The organism is Cognatilysobacter segetis, from assembly GCF_004359965.1.
GTDB classification, from domain to species: Bacteria; Pseudomonadota; Gammaproteobacteria; order Xanthomonadales; family Xanthomonadaceae; genus Cognatilysobacter; species Cognatilysobacter segetis.
This window is the reverse complement of record NZ_SMRQ01000012.1, coordinates 42,817-61,050: the sequence shown is the minus strand read 5'-3', so window position 1 is coordinate 61,050 and position 18,234 is coordinate 42,817. Positions and strand designations below refer to the sequence as shown.

19 protein-coding genes and 1 pseudogene are annotated in these 18,234 nt (G+C 72.7%); 12 read left to right on the top strand and 8 right to left on the bottom strand.

Features of this window, described 5'->3' with window-relative positions; translation table 11 throughout:
• The 3 genes and pseudogenes from E4F61_RS04335 to def all read right to left on the bottom strand — a co-directional run.
• Nucleotides 1-241: pseudogene (locus tag E4F61_RS04335) on the bottom strand (methionyl-tRNA formyltransferase); the annotation flags it as partial.
• 52 nt (nt 242-293) lie between these two features.
• Nucleotides 294-491, bottom strand: a complete 198-nt coding sequence (locus E4F61_RS04330) for a hypothetical protein (protein ID WP_133478441.1) — start codon at nt 489-491, stop codon at nt 294-296.
• Nucleotides 488-994, bottom strand: coding sequence for a peptide deformylase (def, locus tag E4F61_RS04325; RefSeq protein ID WP_133478440.1), 507 nt, complete (start codon nt 992-994; stop codon nt 488-490). Before def ends, E4F61_RS04330 begins: the two co-directional genes overlap by 4 nt.
• Nucleotides 995-1,199: 205 nt before the next feature.
• Between def and E4F61_RS04320 the strand changes: the two genes are divergently transcribed.
• From E4F61_RS04320 to E4F61_RS04275, 10 genes are all read left to right on the top strand, one after another.
• Nucleotides 1,200-2,327: a LysM peptidoglycan-binding domain-containing protein gene (locus E4F61_RS04320; RefSeq protein WP_133478445.1), complete on the top strand. Its 1,128-nt coding sequence runs from the start codon at nt 1,200-1,202 to the stop codon at nt 2,325-2,327.
• A 75-nt stretch (nt 2,328-2,402) separates the two neighbouring features.
• Nucleotides 2,403-3,518 (top strand): DNA-processing protein DprA, encoded by a 1,116-nt coding sequence (gene dprA, locus E4F61_RS04315; RefSeq protein WP_133478439.1) that lies wholly within the window; start codon nt 2,403-2,405, stop codon nt 3,516-3,518.
• Between the two features lie 47 nt (nt 3,519-3,565).
• On the top strand, nt 3,566-4,054 hold the full coding sequence (locus E4F61_RS04310) for a DUF494 family protein (RefSeq protein ID WP_133478438.1): 489 nt from the start codon (nt 3,566-3,568) through the stop codon (nt 4,052-4,054).
• A gap of 50 nt (nt 4,055-4,104) precedes the next feature.
• Nucleotides 4,105-4,824 (top strand): GYF domain-containing protein, encoded by a 720-nt coding sequence (locus E4F61_RS04305; protein ID WP_162301402.1) that lies wholly within the window; start codon nt 4,105-4,107, stop codon nt 4,822-4,824.
• Nucleotides 4,821-5,744 (top strand): RDD family protein, encoded by a 924-nt coding sequence (locus E4F61_RS04300; protein ID WP_133478436.1) that lies wholly within the window; start codon nt 4,821-4,823, stop codon nt 5,742-5,744. Before E4F61_RS04305 ends, E4F61_RS04300 begins: the two co-directional genes overlap by 4 nt.
• Before the next feature lie 183 nt (nt 5,745-5,927).
• Nucleotides 5,928-8,456, top strand: coding sequence for a DNA topoisomerase I (locus tag E4F61_RS04295; RefSeq protein ID WP_133478435.1), 2,529 nt, complete (start codon nt 5,928-5,930; stop codon nt 8,454-8,456).
• Nucleotides 8,457-8,463: 7 nt separating this feature from the next.
• A complete protein-coding gene (locus tag E4F61_RS04290; protein WP_133478434.1) occupies nt 8,464-8,931 on the top strand; it encodes a nuclear transport factor 2 family protein in 468 nt (155 codons plus the stop codon).
• Nucleotides 8,928-9,494 carry an L-threonylcarbamoyladenylate synthase type 1 TsaC gene (tsaC, locus tag E4F61_RS04285; protein ID WP_133478433.1) on the top strand — a complete coding sequence of 189 codons (567 nt, stop codon included), beginning with the start codon at nt 8,928-8,930 and terminating at the stop codon, nt 9,492-9,494. The genes E4F61_RS04290 and tsaC overlap by 4 nt, the downstream gene beginning before the upstream one ends.
• A gap of 78 nt (nt 9,495-9,572) precedes the next feature.
• The gene (locus tag E4F61_RS04280) at nt 9,573-10,289 is read left to right on the top strand and encodes a DUF4124 domain-containing protein (protein WP_133478432.1); all 717 of its coding nucleotides are present in this window, start codon (nt 9,573-9,575) and stop codon (nt 10,287-10,289) included.
• 112 nt (nt 10,290-10,401) lie between these two features.
• Complete coding sequence (locus tag E4F61_RS04275) at nt 10,402-10,923, top strand: DUF4124 domain-containing protein (RefSeq protein WP_133478431.1); 522 nt, start codon at nt 10,402-10,404, stop codon at nt 10,921-10,923.
• 43 nt (nt 10,924-10,966) lie between these two features.
• Here E4F61_RS04275 and E4F61_RS04270 read toward each other — a convergent pair whose 3' ends face one another.
• Entirely contained in the window at nt 10,967-13,006 is a 2,040-nt protein-coding gene (locus E4F61_RS04270; RefSeq protein ID WP_162301401.1) for a transglycosylase domain-containing protein, read from the bottom strand.
• Between the two features lie 274 nt (nt 13,007-13,280).
• Here E4F61_RS04270 and E4F61_RS04265 point away from each other — a divergent pair, with 274 nt between their 5' ends.
• The gene (locus tag E4F61_RS04265; RefSeq protein ID WP_133478429.1) at nt 13,281-13,511 is read left to right on the top strand and encodes a KGG domain-containing protein; all 231 of its coding nucleotides are present in this window, start codon (nt 13,281-13,283) and stop codon (nt 13,509-13,511) included.
• Between the two features lie 59 nt (nt 13,512-13,570).
• On the opposite strand, the gene E4F61_RS04260 is transcribed toward E4F61_RS04265, so the two are convergent.
• Entirely contained in the window at nt 13,571-14,350 is a 780-nt protein-coding gene (locus E4F61_RS04260) for an SDR family oxidoreductase (RefSeq protein WP_133478428.1), read from the bottom strand.
• 69 nt (nt 14,351-14,419) lie between these two features.
• Here E4F61_RS04260 and E4F61_RS04255 point away from each other — a divergent pair, with 69 nt between their 5' ends.
• Nucleotides 14,420-14,659, top strand: coding sequence for a hypothetical protein (locus E4F61_RS04255; protein WP_202908939.1), 240 nt, complete (start codon nt 14,420-14,422; stop codon nt 14,657-14,659).
• A 7-nt stretch (nt 14,660-14,666) separates the two neighbouring features.
• Here E4F61_RS04255 and E4F61_RS04250 read toward each other — a convergent pair whose 3' ends face one another.
• The 3 genes from E4F61_RS04250 to E4F61_RS14840 all read right to left on the bottom strand — a co-directional run bounded on the left by E4F61_RS04250 (nt 14,667) and on the right by E4F61_RS14840 (nt 18,156).
• Nucleotides 14,667-15,062 (bottom strand): response regulator, encoded by a 396-nt coding sequence (locus E4F61_RS04250; protein WP_133478427.1) that lies wholly within the window; start codon nt 15,060-15,062, stop codon nt 14,667-14,669.
• A gap of 119 nt (nt 15,063-15,181) precedes the next feature.
• Nucleotides 15,182-15,898: a hybrid sensor histidine kinase/response regulator gene (locus tag E4F61_RS04245; protein ID WP_238382796.1), complete on the bottom strand. Its 717-nt coding sequence runs from the start codon at nt 15,896-15,898 to the stop codon at nt 15,182-15,184.
• Nucleotides 15,892-18,156 carry a GAF domain-containing protein gene (locus tag E4F61_RS14840; RefSeq protein ID WP_133478425.1) on the bottom strand — a complete coding sequence of 755 codons (2,265 nt, stop codon included), beginning with the start codon at nt 18,154-18,156 and terminating at the stop codon, nt 15,892-15,894. Before E4F61_RS14840 ends, E4F61_RS04245 begins: the two co-directional genes overlap by 7 nt.
• Nucleotides 18,157-18,234: the final 78 nt, after the last annotated feature.

Genomic DNA, 18,234 nt, shown 5'->3' with positions numbered 1-18,234 from the left:
TCACGTCCGCCTGCAGCGCGCGCAGGGCGTGCTTCGACACCGTCGCCTTGAAGTTCTCCGGCTGCAGCACGGGAATGCCGCGCAGCAGCGCCTCCTTCTTCACCGGCGACGGCGTCAGCCCGCGACCGCGGCCGGCGGGCCGGTCGGGCTGCGTGTAGACGGCGACGACCTCGTTGCGCTGCGCCGCGGCGCGCAGGCAGGGAACGGCGAAATCGGGCGTGCCGGCGAAGACGATTCTCATGGCGGATCCTGGGGAGCGGGACGGAGCGGATCGAGCGCCGCGGCGGGCGGCGTCAGCGCAGCAGCCGCATCGCCACGAGGGCGACGCCGACCGCCAGGAGCGCGAGCGTGATCAGCAGGCCGCGCCGCGCGACGCGCGCATTCGGATGCCCACAGCGCGGGCACGCGGCGGCGGCGCGCGACATGGCATCGCCGCAGGCCGCGCACGGCGTCAGCAGGCCGCGGCCCGCGGCCGCGCGAACGTCGCTCACGCGCGCTTCCGCTTCGCGAGCTTCTTGCGCACCATCTCGCGCTTGAGCGGCGAGAGGTAGTCGACGAACAGCTTGCCGGCGAGGTGATCCATCTCGTGCTGGATGCAGACCGCCAACAGGCCGTCGGCGGCCATCTCGAAGGCCTCGCCGTCGCGACCGATCGCACGCACCCGGATCGAGTTGGCGCGGGTGACGTCGGCGAAGATGTCGGGCACCGACAGGCAGCCTTCCTGGTAGACCTGCTCGCCCTCGCGCTCGAGGATCTCGGGGTTCACGAACACCAGCGGTTGCGAGCGGTCGTCCGACACGTCGATCACCATGAAGCGCTCGTGCACGTCGACCTGGCTCGCGGCCAGGCCGATGCCCGGCGCCTCGTACATGGTCTCGAACATGTCGTCGAGGCGGGACTGGAACGCGGGCGTGGCGACCGCGGCGGGATCCACCGGCTTGGCGACGGTGCGCAGCCGGGTGTCGGGGAATTCGAGGATGTCGAGGATGGCCATGGCGGAGTCCGTATCGCCGCCGTGCGACGGCGGGGCGTGGCGGATCGTCGCGCCACGCAGGAGAAATGGGGGTCACCGTCACAACCGCAAGACGGGGCGCCATTCTAGCGCCGCGCGGGCATTGCGTCGGTCGCAGCGGCGTGGGCTATAGTGCCAGCGCCCTTCAAGGACGGGGCTCGCCTGCTGGGGAATCAGGTCCATGGCCATGATGAAATCGTTCCGCGTGGTGGCTGCCGCCGCGCTGCTGACCGTCGCCGCGGCCGCCGTCTCGGCGGACCATCCGACCACCTACACCGTCAAGCGTGGCGACACGCTGTGGGACATCGCCGGCCGCTTCCTGAAGCGCCCGTGGCTGTGGCCGGAGATCTGGCAGGCCAATCCGCAGATCCGCAACCCGCACCTGATCTATCCGGGCGACGTGATCTCGCTCGCCTACCTCGACCGCGTCGCCGTCCAGCCGGGCGCGCGCACCGACGCGCCGGTCACCGGCGTGCCGCTCGCGGAAGTCGAGCCGTTCCTCAAGAACCTGCGCATCGTCGACCGTATCGACGACATGCCCTACGTGGTCGGCATCGAGGAGGACCACGAGCACGCCGTCGGCGGCTCGGTGGTCTACATCAAGGGTGTCGACGCGCAGCCCGGCCAGCGCTGGGCCGTGGTTCGCCCGACGGTGCGCTACGCGCGCCTGGACCGCACCGCCTGCTGCGACCTGTTCCACGCCGACGACCTCGACTACCGCGGTCGCCGCACGCTGGACGGCGCGAACTTCTGGACCAACGCCGTCACCCCCGACAAGGGCAGCGAGATCCTCGGCTACGAGCTGATGCAGCAGTCCACCGGCACGATCAGCCGCGGCATGGTCGGTGGCATCGAGGCCGCGACGCTGGTGCTCGACGGCAACGGCCGCGAGGTCCGCGTCGGCGACCGGCTGGTGCCGGTGCAGCCGCAGCCCTACGACCTGCAGTTCTTCCCGCACGCCCCGAAGGCGCAGTTCGAGTACGGCCGCGCGCAGGTGCTGGCGGTGGCCGACGAGCTCGCCCATGGCGGCCGTCGCGACGTGGTCGCGCTGTCGGTCGGCGCGCGCGATGGCATCGACAACGGCACGGTCTTCTCGACCTGGCGCGTCGGCAGCACGGCCGTCGATCGCGTCAGGAAGGGCGGCCGCGATCCCGACACCGTCGGCCGCGGCGACAAGGTCCGCCTGCCCGACGAGTTCGCGAGCCACGTGATGGTGTTCCGCACCTTCGACAAGGTGAGCTACGCGCTGGTGATGGACGGCATCCGCCCGACCGCGATCGGCCAGGAGCTCAAGCATCCGGACGCGCCGTACTGACGTTCGGAGTTTTCCTACGCGATGCATCGACGGCGCCCGAGGGCGCCGTCGTCGTTTCCGGGCGAGGCTGCAGCGATGCACGAAGCCGTCGCCCTCGCCGTCCTCGCCGCCGCCGGCGGCCCACTCGCCCCGCGTCGCGGCCTGCTGGAGGCCGCCGGCAGCGCGACCGCCGCCCTGGCCGACGCCGCGGCATGGGCGCGGCACGGGCTGTCGGCGGCGCAGGCGTCGGCACTGCGGACGCCCGCGCCCTCGATCCTCGACGCCGTGGCGCATTGGCGGGACGCGCCGGGCCGTCACGTCATCGGCTGGACCGACGCGGACTACCCGCCCGCGCTGCGCAATGCCGCCAGTCCGCCGCTCGCGCTGTTCGTCGAGGGCGACGCGAGCCTGCTGTGGCGGCCGGCGATCGCGGTGGTGGGCAGCCGTGGACCGACGCCGGGCGGGCTGCAGCTGGCCGGCGAGTTCGCCCGCGCCTTCGCCCGCGCCGGGTTCGTGGTCGGCAGCGGCCTCGCGGCCGGTATCGACGCGGCCGCGCACGCCGCGACGCTCGGCGTCGACGGCGCGACCCTCGCGGTGCTCGGCACCGGGCCGGACGTGGCCTACCCGCGCGCGAACGCCGCGCTTCAGGCGCGCATCGCGGCCGGCGGCGCGCTGGTCAGCGAGCATCTGCCGGGCACCGGCCCGCGGCGCGAGCATTTCCCGAGCCGCAACCGCCTGCTCGCGGCGCTCTGCCTGGGCACCTTGGTGGTCGAGGCCGCCGAACGCTCGGGCGCGATGATCACCGCGCGGCTGGCCGCGGACGCCGGCCGGGACGTGTTCGCGATCCCGGGCTCGATCCGCAATCCGCTGGCCCGCGGGTGCCACCGCCTCATCCGCGACGGCGCGACGCTCGTGCAGTCGCCGGATGAGGTGATCGAGGCGCTCGGCGCGCAGGCCGCGTCCGAGGCGGCCGCGCACCAGCGCGCGCTGTCCGCGGCGTCGGCACCGCCCGGGGCGACCGCGGCGACGACGCTCCCCGTCGACTCCGACCACCAGAGCTTGTGGAAACAGCTGGGCTTCGATCCCACGGATATGGATGAACTGATCGATCGCACCGGATTGACGCCCTCCCGGCTGTCCTCCATGCTGCTGGTCATGGAGCTGGAAGGGCGGGTGGCCCAGCAGCACGGCCGGTACTTCCGCGTCGCCTGAGCCGCTCCGGCCCGACCCACGCACCGTCGCGCGGCAGGGCGAGGCCAATGAAAGAAAGCATTCTCGACGTCCTGCTCTACCTCTTCGAACACGTCCTCGACGCCGACGGCAGCGCGCTCCGCGACGCCGATTCGCGGCACAGCAGCGCGCTGCTCGCCGAACTCGCGGACGCCGGCTTCTCGACCGCCGAGATCCACAAGGCCTTCGACTGGCTCGACGCACTCGCGCAGGCACGCCCGGCGCCGCAGCCGTCGCGTGGCGCCGGCCCCGTGCGCGTCTACGCCGGCGCCGAACTCGAGAAGCTCGACGCGGATACGCGCGGTTTCCTGCTCTTCCTCGAACAGCACGGCGTACTGGATGCGGGCCAGCGCGAGCTGGTAGTCGACCGTGCACTGGCGCTCGAGCAGGACGCGGTCGACATCGACGATCTGAAGTGGGTCGTGCTGATGGTGCTGTTCGACCAGCCCGGCAGCGAAGCGGCCTACGCGTGGATGCAGACGCAGATGTTCGACGACGAGCCCGAGCCGGTACATTAGGCACCGGACGGCGCCTGGGGAGGCGCCGCACGCATCGACCGGGGGACTGTTTGGACTGGTTTTTCCACGATCCCGGCCAGGGTCGGGTCGGGCCGCTGTCGCCTGACGAACTGCGCACGCGCTATCGCGACCGCCGCATCCAGCGCGACACCCTGGTCTGGCGGGACGGCATGCGCGAATGGCAGCCGCTCGACCGCATGGCCGAGGAACTCGAGCTGTCGTCGGTGACGCCCGATGCGCGCCTGCCACCGCCACTCCCGCCGATCGCCACGCTGGCCCACGCGGGGCCCGCCCCCGTCGGCGGCGCCTATCCGCACGCCGCCCGGCCGATGCCGCGCCCGCGGATGTCCGGGTGGCTGATCGCGGTCGTCGTCGGCCTGGTGCTGGCGGTGCCCCTGATCGGCATCACCGCGGCGATCGCGATCCCGGCCTACCACGCGTACCTGGACCGCTCGAAGGTCGCTGCCCGCGTCGATGCGCTGGCGCCGGCGATCGAGGCCGCCGTCCAGCAGGCCCGGGCCAACGCGGGCCGCTGCCCGGCGTCGGCCCGCGAGGCCGGGCTCGGCGACGTCCCGACTCTGGCCTTCGGCGAGGTCGACGGCCGCTGCGCATTCCGCATCACCGTCCAGGGCGTGAATCCGCGGATCGACGGCCGGTCCGTCGTGTTCGTCGCGCCCGCGTCGCCCGCCGACGCCTGGGACTGCACCGGCGGCGACCTGCCCGCCCAATACCGCCGCCCGGCGTGCCGGGCCGAGGACCGCACGCCATGACCGCCTGGTACTACAGCGACACCGACCGCAACCGGCTGGGGCCGGTCGCCGCCTCCGACCTCGCCGAGCTGCACCGCAACGGGCCGCTGCAGCCGGGCACGCTGGTCTGGCGCGAGGGCTTCGGCGACTGGATCCCGTGGCACCGGGCGATGGACGAGGTGCTGGGGCCGCGCGCGCCGTCGCCGGCCGCCGCGCCGTCGAACGCAGCGGCGTCGCTCTTCGCGCTGCCCGCCGACGAGCCGGGCCTCGCCGTGGCCACCGGCTACAACCCGTACCAGGTGGTGGATCGCGTCGCCGCCTCGCCCTATGCACCGCCGGCCGCCCGGCTCGAGGACCAGACGCTGCTCGTGCAGGGCGGCGAGGTCGTGTACGCGGGCTTCTGGAAACGCGTCGCCGCCTATTTCATCGACCTGTTCATCGTGGTCGTCGCCAGCGCGTTCGTCGGCGGCATCATCGGCGCGACCGCTGCCGTCGGCGGCGCGCGCGGCACCGAGATCAACTGGGTCGTCCAGCTGCTGACCTCGCTCGGCGGCCTGCTCTACTTCATCGCCTTCCATGCGTCCCGCCTGCAGGCCACGCCGGGCAAGCTCGCGATCGGCATCAAGGTGGCGCGGCCGGACGGCCGCCGGATCGGCGTCGGGCGGACCATCGGCCGGTATTTCGCGACGATCCTGAGCAGCCTCGTGCTGATGATCGGCTACGTCATGGCCGGTTTCACCGACCGCAAGCAGGCGTTGCACGACATGGTTTGCGATACAGTGGTCGTCGACCGGTGGGCGTTCACCGCCCACCCGGAGCGGCAGCGCCCCGGGCTGGGCGCGGTGGCGATCGCGGTGATCGCCGCGGGCGTCGTCCTGACGCTGCTGGCCCTCGTGGCGTTCGCGGGACTGGTCGCGGCCTTCGCCGGCATGGCCCGCTGATTTCCCACCCGCACCGGTCCGGCTTGACAGCGCCGGCCGGCGCGTGATGACACTAGATATAGAGAATGACACGCCCGCGGACGCCGTCCGCGGGCGTCGCCGCTTTTCCACGTCCCTTTTTCATGGCCGCGCGGACCCTTCGCGCTGCCGGATTCCGGGCCGCCCGCCCCCACGGAGCCGCTCATGGCCAAGAACCTCCTCCTCGTCGAGTCGCCCGCCAAGGCCAAGACGATCAACAAGTACCTGGGCAAGGACTTCACCGTCCTCGCCTCCTACGGCCACGTGCGCGACCTCGTCCCCAAGGAGGGTGCGGTCGATCCGGAGCACGGCTTCGCCATGCGCTACGCGCTGATCGACAAGAACGAGAAGCACGTCGACGCGATCGCCAAGGCGGCCAAGGGCGCCGAGCACCTGTATCTGGCGACCGACCCGGACCGCGAGGGCGAGGCGATCAGCTGGCACATCGCCGAGATCCTGAAAGAGCGCGGCCTGCTCGCCAACCGCTCGCTCGAACGCGTGGTCTTCACCGAGATCACGCCGCGCGCGATCAAGGAAGCCATGACCCGGCCGCGCGCGATCGCGGAGCCGCTGGTCGATGCACAGCAGGCGCGTCGCGCGCTCGACTACCTGGTGGGCTTCAACCTGTCGCCGGTGCTCTGGCGCAAGGTGCAGCGCGGGCTGTCCGCGGGCCGCGTGCAGTCGCCGGCGCTGCGCATGATCGTCGAGCGCGAGGAGGAGATCGAAGCCTTCATCGCGCGCGAATACTGGACGATCGAGGGCGAGGTCGCGCATCCGTCGCAGCAGTTCAACGCCAAGCTCACCAAGCTCGACGGGAAGAAGGTCGAGCAGTTCACGCTGACCGACGAGACCGACGCGCATGCCGCGCGCGACCGCATCGTGCGCGACGCCGCCGGCATGCTGCAGGTCACGGACGTGACCAGCAAGGAGCGCAAGCGTCGCCCGTCGCCGCCGTTCATCACCTCGACGCTGCAGCAGGAAGCCGCGCGAAAGCTCGGCTTCACCACGCGCCGCACGATGCAGGTCGCGCAGAAGCTGTACGAAGGCCTGCCCATCGGCGCGGAAGGCACCGTCGGCCTGATCACCTACATGCGTACCGACTCGGTGAACCTGTCGCAGGACGCGATCGTCGAGATCCGTGACGTGATCGCACGCGACTTCGGCACGCGCGCCGTGCCGGACAAGCCGAACACGTACACCACGAAGTCGAAGAACGCGCAGGAAGCGCACGAAGCCATCCGCCCGAGCTCCGCGCTGCGTACGCCGGCGTCGGTGGCCAAGTACCTGCCCGACGACGAGCGCCGCCTGTACGAGTTGATCTGGAAGCGCGCGGTCGCGTCGCAGATGGTGCCGGCGACGTTGAACACCGTGAGCGTCGATCTGGCCGCGGGCAGCGAGCACAGCTTCCGCGTGTCCGGCACGACGGTGGTCGACCCCGGCTTCCTGGCCGTCTACGAGGAAGGCAAGGACACCAAGGGCGCCGACGACGACGAGGAAGGCCGCAAGCTGCCGGCGATGAAGACCGGCGACCGCCTGCCGCTCAACCGCGTGGTCGCCGACCAGCACTTCACCGAGCCGCCGCCGCGCTTCTCCGAAGCCTCGCTGGTGAAGGCGCTCGAGGAATACGGCATCGGGCGGCCGTCGACCTACGCGTCGATCATCTCCACGCTGCAGGCGCGCAAGTACGTCGAACTCGAGAACCGCCGCTTCCGCCCGACCGACGTCGGTCGCGCGGTAAGCAAGTTCCTGTCCGCGCACTTCACCCAGTACGTCGACTACGACTTCACCGCCAAGCTCGAGGACGAGCTCGATGCGGTGAGCCGCGGCGAAGAGGCGTGGGTGCCGCTGATGGAGCGCTTCTGGAAGTCGTTCAAGACGCTGGTCGACGACAAGAAGGACAACATCGACCGTGCCGACGCCGGTAGCGTGCGCGTGCTCGGCACCGATCCCAAGAGCGGCCGCCCGGTGAGCGCGCGCATCGGCAAGTTCGGTCCGCTCGTGCAGATCGGCACGAGCGAGGACGAGGAGAAGCCGCAGTTCGCCTCGCTCAAGCCCGGGCAGAGCATCTACTCGATCTCGCTGGAGCACGCGCTGGAGCTGTTCGGCCTGCCGCGCACGCTCGGCGAGAGCAACGGCGAGGCGGTCACGGTCGGCATCGGGCGCTTCGGCGCGTTCGCCAAGCGCGGCAGCACCTACGCCTCGCTCGCGAAGGAGGACGATCCGTACGCGATCAGCTTCGAACGCGCGGTCGAGCTGATCGAGCAGAAGGAAGAGATCGCGCGCAACCGCATCATCAAGCAGTGGGACGGCTACGACGTGCAGGTGCTCAACGGGCGCTTCGGGCCGTACCTGTCCGACGGCAAGTTGAACGGGCGCATCCCGAAGGATCGCGATCCGGCGACGCTGTCGCTGGTGGAAGCGCAGCAGATGCTGGAAGCGACCGGCAAGCCGATGCGCGCGCGCTTCGCAAAGAAGGCGACCAAGAAGGTCGCGGCGAAGAAGACCGCCGAGGCCGCGCCGAAGAAGGCCGCCGCGAAGAAGCCGACCGCCAAGAAGGCCGCGAAGAAGGCCACGAAGAAGGCGGCGAAGACGTCGACGGCGAAGAAGGCCAGCGCCAAGAAGGTGTCCAAGGTCGCGGTGGAGAAGGCCGCGACGAAGGCGGCCGCGCTGGCCGACGACGACACGCCGTTCTGAGGCGCCGATGCGCGATGCCGCGCCTGCGCTGAACCCGGCGGCGACGTCCAGCGACGTCGCCGCCATCGACGCACTCGTCGCCGCGTTCTACGCGCTTTTCGACAACCGCGACGCGCCGTCGCCGCTGCTGGATGCGCCGCATCGCGTGTTCCTGCCCGGCGCGACGGTCACGCGGCGCGACGGCGACACGGCGTCGACCCTGACGCTCGACGCCTTCCTCGCACCGCGTCGGGCGTGGCTGGCCGACGGCACGCTGACCGGCTTCCATGAATGGGAAACCGCCGAGCGGACGCACGTCGCGGGCGGCATCGCCACGCGACGGTCGCGCTACCGCAAGCGCGGGCGCCGCGACGGCGTCGCCATCGACGGCGCGGGCGTGAAGTCGCTGCACCTCGTTCGCACCGGCGACGGCTGGCGCATCGCGGCCGTGCTGTGGGAAGACGGCGACGACCTCGACTGGCCGACGACGCCGTGAACGACGGCACGCTCAACATCGCGAGCGCGGTCGCCCTGCTCATCCGCGGCGGCGTGCTGGCCTACCCGACCGAGGCCGTATGGGGCCTGGGCTGCATTCCGTTCGACGGCGAAGCGGTGCACCGCCTGCTGGCGATCAAGCGCCGGCCGGTCGAGAAGGGGCTGATCCTCGTCGGCGCGCGCGCCTCGCAATTCGACGGCGTGGTCGACTGGTCCGCGCTGGATGCGGCGCAGCGCGCACGCGTGGAGGCGGGCTGGCCCGGCCCGCATACGTGGGTCGTGCCCGCAAAGGCGTCGACGCCCGCGTGGATCACCGGCGGCCGCGCGGACGTGGCGGTGCGGGTGAGCGCGCATCCGGTGGTCGCCGCGCTGTGCACGCGGCTGGGCGGGCCGATCGTCTCGACCAGCGCCAACCTCACGGGCGAGCCGCCGGCGCGCCGGCGCGACGAACTCTCGCCCGCGTTGCGGGCACTGGTCGACGGGGTCTGCGAAGGCGAGACCGGCGGCCTCGCGACGCCCACGCCGATCCGCGACGCCCGCAGCGGCGACGTGCTGCGCGACTGACGCGGCCGGGCTGAACCAGCGCGAACACGGGCCGCCGGCCGGCTTCCGCGTCCCCGGTGCCGGGCGCAAGATGCCGGCATGTCGCGCCTGACCGCCCCGCCCTGGCTGCTCGGCCTGCTCGGCCTGCTCGGACTGCTGGCGCTCCCGTCGCCGGCGGCGTCGGCCGGGCCGCCGGTCACGATCTACCGCTGCACCGACGCGCGCGGCCACCTCACGCTGCGCGACTCGCCCTGCCGGCCGGGCGAACGCCAGGACGTGCGCACGATGCTCCGCCCGACCGACCCGCCGCCGTCGCGCGCCGTCGCCACGCGCGCGCGGGATCGCGGCCCGGCGGTGCTGCCGCCCACGCACGTCGTCTATCGCACCGCGCCGCGCCCGGTCTACGAATGCGTGACCCCGGACGGCGAGCGCTACACGAGCGGCTCGCCCGAGGGGAATCCGCGCTGGGTGCCGCTGTGGACGCTCGGCCACCCGGTGGTCGGCGTCGCGCCGCCGGCGGTGGAGGGCGGCTACGGCGCGCGCGTCGAGCATCGCGACGGCGGCACGCGCATCCGCGTGGACGCCGGGCGGCGCTGGCGCTATCCCGGCTACGGCGGCGTGCCGGTCGCGACCGCCGGTGGCACGTGGGTGCGCGATGCCTGCGAGCCGCTGCCGGCCAGCGAAGCCTGCGCGCTGCTGCGCGATCGCCGCGACGCATTGGACCGTCGCTGGTTCAGCGCGCTGCAGGGCGATCGGGACGCGATCGAGCGCGAGCAGCGTCGCATCGATGCCCAGCTCGGCGAGTCCTGCCCGTGACCGGCCCGCAGCGTGCGCTGCTGGCGCTCGCCCTGGCGCTCGCCCTGGCGCTCGCGTGGCCGGCGTCGGCGGGCTCGCTGGTGATCTACCGCTGCGTGCCGCCGACGGCGCGGTGACGCTGCAGAACGGTACGAAGTGTCCGAAGGGCACCCGGCAGGCGCGGCGCGTCGTCGCGACGCCGGCCGTCGTGGCACCGGTCGCGCCTCGCGCGCCCACCCTCGCGCCGGCGCCGACGCCCGTCGCGCCGGTGGCCGGGCCCGCCCTCGTCCCCGTGCCGCCGTCGGCCGCGGCCGGCGAGCCCGCGAGCGTTACCGCGCGGCTGCCGCCACCGATGCTCTACGCCTGCCTCACCGCCGACGCGCAGCGCTATTACAGCGAGGACGCCGAGAGCACGCGGTGCGCGCCGGTCGACGCCGTCGGGCTCGACGGCCGCAGCCCGGCGCCGGCGCAGGCCTGCGAAGTGGTGCGCGACCGCTGCACCGAGGTGGCGGAAGCCGAGCGTTGCGCGGCCTGGGCCGAGCGCCGTCGCGTCGCCGAGCAGGCGCTGACGTTCGCACCGGAAAAATTCGACGCCGCGCGCGATGAGCTGGCGCGCGTGGACGCGGCGATCGCCGGCACCGCCTGCGCGCACTGACCACGGGTCGGCGGCCTCGACCCGCGGGTGCGCCGGCGGGCTATTACTGCTCGTCCTCGTCGGCCGGCTCGGGCTCGGGCGGCGGGGCGTCCGCAGGCGGCGCGTCCTCGGGCGCGTCGACCGGAATGGGCACGTCGATCACCTCCACCGGCGCGTCGGCATCCTCCGGCGGGAGCGCGCTCACGTCCTCGACCGGCTCGGGCAGCACCTCGCCCTCGCCGCCGAACATCGAGTCGTCCGGCATCGCCACCGGTGGCGGCAGCGCGCGCTGCGGACGCAGCATCGGGCCGGCCGAGGGCGCGATGCGCACGGCGCCCTTCATGAAGTCGCGCCAGATGCGCGCGGGCAGCGAGCCGCCGGTGACGCGCTTCATCGGCGTGCCGTCGTCGTTGCCGACCCACACGCCCACGACCAGGTCCCCGGCCATGCCCACGAACAGGGCATCGCGATGCTCCTGCGTGGTGCCGGTCTTGCCGAACGCCGGCATGTCGCCGAGCCGCGCGGCGCGGCCGGTGCCGCGGTCGACGACCTGCCAGAGCATGTCGAGCATCATCGCGCGCAGGTCCGGATCGATCGGCGTCGACGGCCCGACCGGCGCGCCGGGCAGGCCGTGCGGGGTCACCGGCGCGGCGCCCTGCGCGAAGGCGGCGTAGGCCGAGGTGAGTTCGAGCAGCGTGACTTCGTACGTGCCGAGCGCGATGGACGGATCCGTGCCCAGCGGGCTGGCGACGCCGAGGTCGCGCGCGGCCTGCACGACCGAGTGGGGTCCGACCTGCTGCGCCAGCCGCACCGCGGCGACGTTGCTGGAGCGCGCGAACGCGTCGCGCAGCGGAATCGGGCCGGCGTAGCGCCCGTCGTAATTCGACGGCGACCACGTGCCGAGCTTGAGCGGCGCGTCGTCGATGAGCGTGTCGGGCGTGGCGCCGCTGCGCAGCGCGGCGTAGTAGGTGAACAGCTTGAAGGCCGAGCCCGGCTGGCGGCGCGCCTGCGTGGCGCGGTCGAACTGGCTCTTGGCGTAGTCGCGGCCGCCGACCAGCGCCAGCACCTCGCCGTTGGGCGTCATCGCGACCAGCGCGGCCTGGGTGGCGCCCACGCGCCGGCCTTCCCCGCCGAGCCAGTGCCGCACCAGGCGCTGGGCAAGCTTCTGCATGCGGGCGTCGAGCGTCGTCCGCACGCGGATCTCGCCGTAGTCGGCGTCGAACGCCTCGCGCGCCTGCGGGGCGACCCAGTCGGCGAACCACGTGCCGCCGGTCAGGCGCTCGCTCGAGGCCAGCACGCGCGGGTCGCGCACGCGCTTGGCTTCGCCCTCGCTGATGACGCCCGCGTCGGCCATCGCCTTGAGCACCACCCGCATGCGCTTGAGCGCGGCCTTGCGGTCGTGGGTGGGCGACAGCGCCGAGGGCGCCTTGATCATGCCGGCCAGCATGGCCGACTCGCCGATCGAGAGCTTCTCCGGCTCCTTGCCGAAGTAGTGATGCGCCGCGCCGCGCAGGCCGTAGACGCCGTCGCCGAAATAGATCGAGCTGAGATACCGCGAGAGGATCTCGTCCTTGCTCAGCCGCGCCTCGAGGTATACGGCGATGAGCGCTTCGCGGATCTTGCGGCGGATCGTGCGGTCGGGCTCCAGGAACGCGGTCTTGGCGAGCTGCTGGGTGATGGTGGAGCCGCCCTGCTTCACGCCGCCGGCGCGCCAGTTGCGCGCCATCGCGCGCGCCACGCCGCGCGGATCGATGCCGAGGTGGTGGTAGAAGCGCCGGTCCTCGATCGCGACCACCGCGCCCGCCACGTGCGGCGGCAGCGTCGTCACGTCGACGGGCGGCTCCTTGACCGCGCCGCGGCGCGCGAAGTCGACGCCGTTGCGGTCGACGAGCACGAGCGTGGGATCGGGCAGCGGCTCGAGCGCGCGATTGAGCGGGAGCCGCCACGCGGCCCAGGCGAGCAGGAGCACGAGCACGCCCAGCGCGACCAGCCCGATACGCACGAGCCGGCGTTGCAGGAAGGGAATGGGAGCGGTGGTGGAGGCGGGGGCGGACGGATCGGAGGCCGGCGCGTCGCCGTCCTCGTCGAAGGGCATCTTCAGCATGCCGACGGTGTACCACCGCGCGCGTGATCGCGACAGGTGCGTCGCCCGCAAGCGCGAATCGGTCCACGCGCGGCTGCGCCACACGTCGCGACATCGCTGAAAGACCTGAACCCCGTTAGTTGCACTTTCACCGTGCCAAAGCCGCCTGCTAACGGCCGCGTTCCTAGCATCGATCGCGGATCGGGTCGAAGGCATGCCGACGGCCCCGTTCCCGACGACAGACCGGACCCTTTTCCCCCCACGCGACCCCACGTCGCAGACAAGGAGCTTGGACATGGCGAACAACAACGACGGCAACAACGGAGGCCGCAGCAACCGCGGTTTCGCGGCGATGGACCCACGTGAGCAGCGCGAGATCGCCCGCAAGGGCGGCGAGGCGGTCAGCCAGGATCGCGAGCACATGGCCGCGATCGGCCGCAAGGGCGGCGAAGCCTCGGGCGGCGGCAACCGCGGGGGCAACCAGGGCGGTCGCGGCGGCAACGAGGGCGGTCGCGGCAACGAGTGACTGTTCCATGCTTCACCCGGTGAAAAGCGCCCCAAGCGGGCGCTTTTCCATGTCCGGCGTCAGAAGCCGTAGTGCAGGAAGCCGCCGTCCACGGCGATGCATTCGCCGGTGATGTAACCCGCCGCGGGCAGGCACAGGAACGCCACCGCCGCGGCCACCTCCTCCGGCTCGCCCACGCGGCCCAGCGGCGTGCGCAGCAGCACGTCGTCGAGATAGTCCGGATCGGCCAGCTTGGTCGACGTCCGCCGCGTGCGGATGTACCAGGGCGCCACCGCGTTCACGCGCACGCCGTCCTCGGCCCATTCGACCGCGAGGTTCTTGGTCATCTGGTGCAGCGCGGCCTTCGCCATGCCGTAGGGCGCGCCGGTGCGCACGTGCGTCAGGCCCGACACGCTGCCCACGTTCACGATGCTCGACTGCGGATGGCGCACCAGCATCGGGTGCGCGTAGCGCGACAGCTCGAAGGCCGAGAACAGGTTGACCTCGAAGATCTGCCGCCATTCGTCGTCGGCGTAGTCCGTGGCCGGCTTGCTGAGGTTGCCGCCCGCGTTGTTGACGAGGATGTCGAGCTGGCCCTCGCCCTGGTCCTCGACCCAGTCGAGCAGCTCGCGGCGTTGTTCGTCGACGCCGACGTCCGCCGTGAATGCCATCACCAGGCGGTCGGGGAACTCGTCGGCCAGCTCGGCGCGCGCGGCGTCCAGCGCGTCGCCATCGCGCGCGGCCAGCATCACGTCGGCGCCGAAGCCCAGCAGTTCGTGCGCGATCGCGCGGCCGATGCCGGCGCTTCCGCCGGTCACCAGCGCGAGCCGGCCGTCGAGTCTCCAGCGTCGATCGTCCATGCGTCCTCCCGCGGTGTGGCGCGTAGGATAGCCGTCGACGGACGGCCCTTCGTCCGCTGGAGTCCGCCCATGATCCGCGTGCTCACCGCCGTCGCCGTCCTCGCCCTGCTCGCCGCCTGCTCCAAGCCGGAGATGCCCGACAAGGACAAACCGGTCGAACCGAAGGCCACGGCGCGGCACGACGACCTCGCGCGGGCGGTGCAGGCGCCGTTGCGGCAGGCGCGCGCCTCGCAGGCCGCGCTCGACGCGGCCTCGAAGGCGCAGGACGCGGCGATCGATGCCGCCACCGGGGACGCAGCCGCGCCCTGAGGACGCGTCAGTCCGCCGGCTGGCCCTGCTCGCGGCAGGCCTTGGCGATCCCGAGCAGCGCCTCCACCGACGCCGGCTTGCGCAGCACGCGCACGCCATAGCGCGACTTGAGGTCACGCGAGAGCGTCGGGTCGACGTTCGCGCTCAGCACCGTCACCGGGATGCGGTCGCCGTCCTCGCGGCCATGCAGCACGTCGAGGAACGTCCAGCCGTCCATCACCGGCATCGACAGGTCGAGCAGGATCAGGCACGGCTCGACGTGGTCGTCGTCGAGGCGGTGCAGCGCGTCCTGCCCGTTCTCGGCGACGTGCACGTCGAAGCCTTCCAGCTCGAACAGCGTGCGGAAGATGTCCCGGATGTCCGGGTTGTCCTCGACGATGAGAATGGCTTTGCCGGAGGTCATGGGACTGCCGCGAAGCGCCGGGTGGCGCCGTTCGCGGCCAATCTCGCGTGCGGCGTCCGTAGCGCGCGTGAAACGCGGGCGCGCGTACGGCCGGTATTCAGCCGGCGAACAGCTGCCGCTCAGCCGGCGAGCAGGGCCATCACCGTCGCCGGATCGACCGGCTTGGTGAGGTAAGCATCGAAGCCGGCTTCGCGCGTGCGGTCGCGGTCCTCGTCGCGCCCCCAGCCGGTCACCGCGACCAGCCGCGCGGCCGCGCTGCGCGGGTCGGCGCGCAGGCGCCGCGCGAGTTCGTTGCCGCTCATGCCGGGCAGGCCGATGTCGAGGAACGCCACCTCGGGCACGAAGCGCTCGAGCAGTGCGAGCGCTTCGCCGCCGCTGAACGCGGTGCGCACGTCGTGCCCGCCGAGCGCGAGCAGCGCGGCCAGCGTGCGCGCCGCGTCGGCGTTGTCGTCCACCACCAGCACGCGCCGGCCGGCCGACGGCGCGACCGAGGGAACCGCGCGCGGGGCGGCGACCGCGCCCGCGTCGGCGAGCGGCAACTCGACGGTGAAGCGGCTGCCCTGCCCCGGGCCGTCGCTCTCGGCCCACAGGCGGCCGCCGTGCAGCTCCACGAGGCGGCGCGCCAGCGTGAGGCCGATGCCGAGGCCGCCGTGCATGCCCGCACCGGCGCCGCGCACGAACATGCCGAAGATCGAATCGAGCTGCGCGGGCGCCAGGCCGATGCCGGTGTCGCTCACCTCGATGCGCAGGCGCGCGTCGTGCAGGGCCGCGCGCAGCGCCACGCGACCGCCGCGCGGGGTGAACTTGGCGGCGTTGTTGAGCAGGTTGGTCAGCACCTGGACCAGCCGTGCGTCGTCGGCCTCCAGCAGCGCGCCGGGCGCCTGCACGTCGACGTCGAGCGCGAGCCCGGCCGCCGCGAGCAGCGGCCCGCTGGCCTCGACGGCGCCGGCGACCACGCGCGCGCCGCGACCGGCCGCCGCTGCAGTTCCACGGTGCCGCGGGTAACGCGCGAAAGGTCGAGCAGGTCGTCGATCAGCCGCACCATGTGCGCGAGCTGGCGCTCCATGATCCCGCGCGTGCGCGCATTGCGCTCGGGGTCGGTGTCGGCCTGCAGCAGCGCGAGGCCGGTGCGGATCGGCGCGAGCGGATTGCGCAGCTCGTGCGCGAGCGTGGCGAGGAACTCGTCCTTGCGGCGGTGCTCGTCCTGCAGCTGCGCATAGAGCCGCGCGTTGTCGACCGCGGCGGCGGCGCGGCGCGCGAGCTCGAGGGCCAGCCCGACGTCGGCCTGCTGGTAGCGCCGGCCGCTCTCGGCCTGCACCAGCGTGAGCGTGCCGATCACCGTGTCGCGCGCGATCAGCGGGACGATGATGTACGAGCGCAGCTCGAGCTCGGCGAGCATGCGCGCCTGCTCCGCATCGACCGCGCTGGCGCGGATGAGCGCCGGCGGGATGTCGGCCGCCCATTCCGGGTTGCGCGTCTCGATCACCTTCCACGCACCGCTGCCGCGCTGCGGCGGATAGCGCTCGAACAGGCGGGTGGCGATCGCCACGCGCGCGGCATCCGGATGGTGCACGGCCACGCGCTGCAGCGCGCCGTCCTCGGTCACCAGGTCGACGGCGAACCAGTCGGCCACGCGCGGCACGACCACGCGGGCGAGGTTGTCGAGCGTGGCCTCGTAGTCGAGCGAGCGGCCCAGGATCTCGCCGGCATCGGCGAGCATGCGCACCGCCTCCTCGGCGTGGAAGCGCTCGGTGATGTCGACCGTGACGCCGAGCATGCGCACGGGCCGACGCTCGGCGTCGAACTCGACGTGGCCGCGCGACTGCACCCAGCGGCCGCGCCCGGTCGCCGACGCCAGCCGGTACTGCATGCGCTCGAAGATGCCGGTCGCGAGCGCGCGTTCGGCGGCCGCGTTCACCTTCGGCAGGTCGTCGGGGTGGATGGCATCGAGGAACGCACCGGATTGCCCGACGTCGAGCCCGAAGAAGTCCGCCGCGTTCTGCGAGCACTCGATGCGGTTGCTGACCAGATCCCAGTCCCAGACCACCAGCTCGCCGGCCGCGAGCGCACGGTTGAGCCGCTCCTCGCTCCCGCGCAGCTTCAGCTCCGCGCGCCGCGATTCGGTCACGTCCTCGTGCACCAGCACGACTTCACGGATCGTGCCGTCGTCGTCGCGCACCGGATACGCATAGGCGCTGATCCAGCGCGTGGCGTCGTCGCGGTGGTTCGCGGCCGGGACCGACATGGCCGGGTCGTAGGCGATCACCGGCAGCGCGGTCGGCGTGCCGGCGAACGCCTGCCGCAGCAGCGGCGCGATGCCCTTTTCCTCGAGTTGCGGATCGGTGAGCACGCTGTAGTCGCCGAGCGATTCGAGCGTGAGGCCCCACAGGCGTTCGAAGGCCGCGTTGACGCTCACGGTGCGGCCGTCGCGCGCGAGGCGCTGGGTCGACAATGGCGATTGCTCGGTGATCGCACGGAAGCGCTGCTCCGACAGCCGCAGCGCGGCCTCGGCCTGCTCGCGCCGCGCGATCTCCTGCTGCGCATTGCGGTACAGCCGGGCGTTCGCGACGGCGAGCGCGGCGCGACGCGCGATCTCCTCGCCCAGCTCCTGGTCGTCCGGCCCGTAGCGGCGATCCGATTCGGTGATGCCCAGCGTCATCACGCCGACCACGTCGTCGTGCGCGCGCATCGGCACGATCAGCAACGAGCGCACGCCGAGCGCGTGCGCGAGCCGCGCATGCTCGTCGCTGTGGGTGTTCGCGTCGATCAGCGCATCGGTGACTTCGTCGATGCGCTCGGTGATGCCGCTGGCCAGCACGCGCGCGGCGGGCGCGGGCGAACGCGACGGATCGGGGTTCGCCTGCGCCAGTGCCTCGACCAGCGCTCGGCGGTCGGCGCGCACGTGCTCGGTCGCGACGCGGCGCAGGCCGCCGTCCTGCGCGACGTCGACGACGCACATGTCGCCGAGCTCGGGCAGCGCGAGCCGCGCGACGTGGCGCAGCGTCGCTTCGTAGTCCAGCGAGGAGGCGAGCAGTTCGCCGGCGCGCGCGAGGAATTCCAGACGCCGCAATGCACGGGTATCACCGTTGGGCATGGGCGGCGGCGCGTCGGGCGGGAGGCCGGCCACTATAGCCGCGGCCCGTGCAGGCGCGATGCGACGCGCGGACGCGAA

Coding starts and splice junctions, on each gene's coding strand:
- E4F61_RS14840 (WP_133478425.1), bottom strand. CDS start 18,156: ATGCCCAACGGTGATACCCGTGCATTGCGGCGTCTGGAATTCCTCGCG.
- E4F61_RS04265 (WP_133478429.1), top strand. CDS start 13,281: ATGGCGAACAACAACGACGGCAACAACGGAGGCCGCAGCAACCGCGGT.
- E4F61_RS04250 (WP_133478427.1), bottom strand. CDS start 15,062: ATGACCTCCGGCAAAGCCATTCTCATCGTCGAGGACAACCCGGACATC.
- E4F61_RS04320 (WP_133478445.1), top strand. CDS start 1,200: ATGATGAAATCGTTCCGCGTGGTGGCTGCCGCCGCGCTGCTGACCGTC.
- def (WP_133478440.1), bottom strand. CDS start 994: ATGGCCATCCTCGACATCCTCGAATTCCCCGACACCCGGCTGCGCACC.
- E4F61_RS04300 (WP_133478436.1), top strand. CDS start 4,821: ATGACCGCCTGGTACTACAGCGACACCGACCGCAACCGGCTGGGGCCG.
- E4F61_RS04260 (WP_133478428.1), bottom strand. CDS start 14,350: ATGGACGATCGACGCTGGAGACTCGACGGCCGGCTCGCGCTGGTGACC.
- E4F61_RS04270 (WP_162301401.1), bottom strand. CDS start 13,006: ATGCTGAAGATGCCCTTCGACGAGGACGGCGACGCGCCGGCCTCCGAT.
- E4F61_RS04255 (WP_202908939.1), top strand. CDS start 14,420: ATGATCCGCGTGCTCACCGCCGTCGCCGTCCTCGCCCTGCTCGCCGCC.
- E4F61_RS04310 (WP_133478438.1), top strand. CDS start 3,566: ATGAAAGAAAGCATTCTCGACGTCCTGCTCTACCTCTTCGAACACGTC.
- E4F61_RS04280 (WP_133478432.1), top strand. CDS start 9,573: ATGTCGCGCCTGACCGCCCCGCCCTGGCTGCTCGGCCTGCTCGGCCTG.
- E4F61_RS04295 (WP_133478435.1), top strand. CDS start 5,928: ATGGCCAAGAACCTCCTCCTCGTCGAGTCGCCCGCCAAGGCCAAGACG.
- dprA (WP_133478439.1), top strand. CDS start 2,403: ATGCACGAAGCCGTCGCCCTCGCCGTCCTCGCCGCCGCCGGCGGCCCA.
- E4F61_RS04290 (WP_133478434.1), top strand. CDS start 8,464: ATGCGCGATGCCGCGCCTGCGCTGAACCCGGCGGCGACGTCCAGCGAC.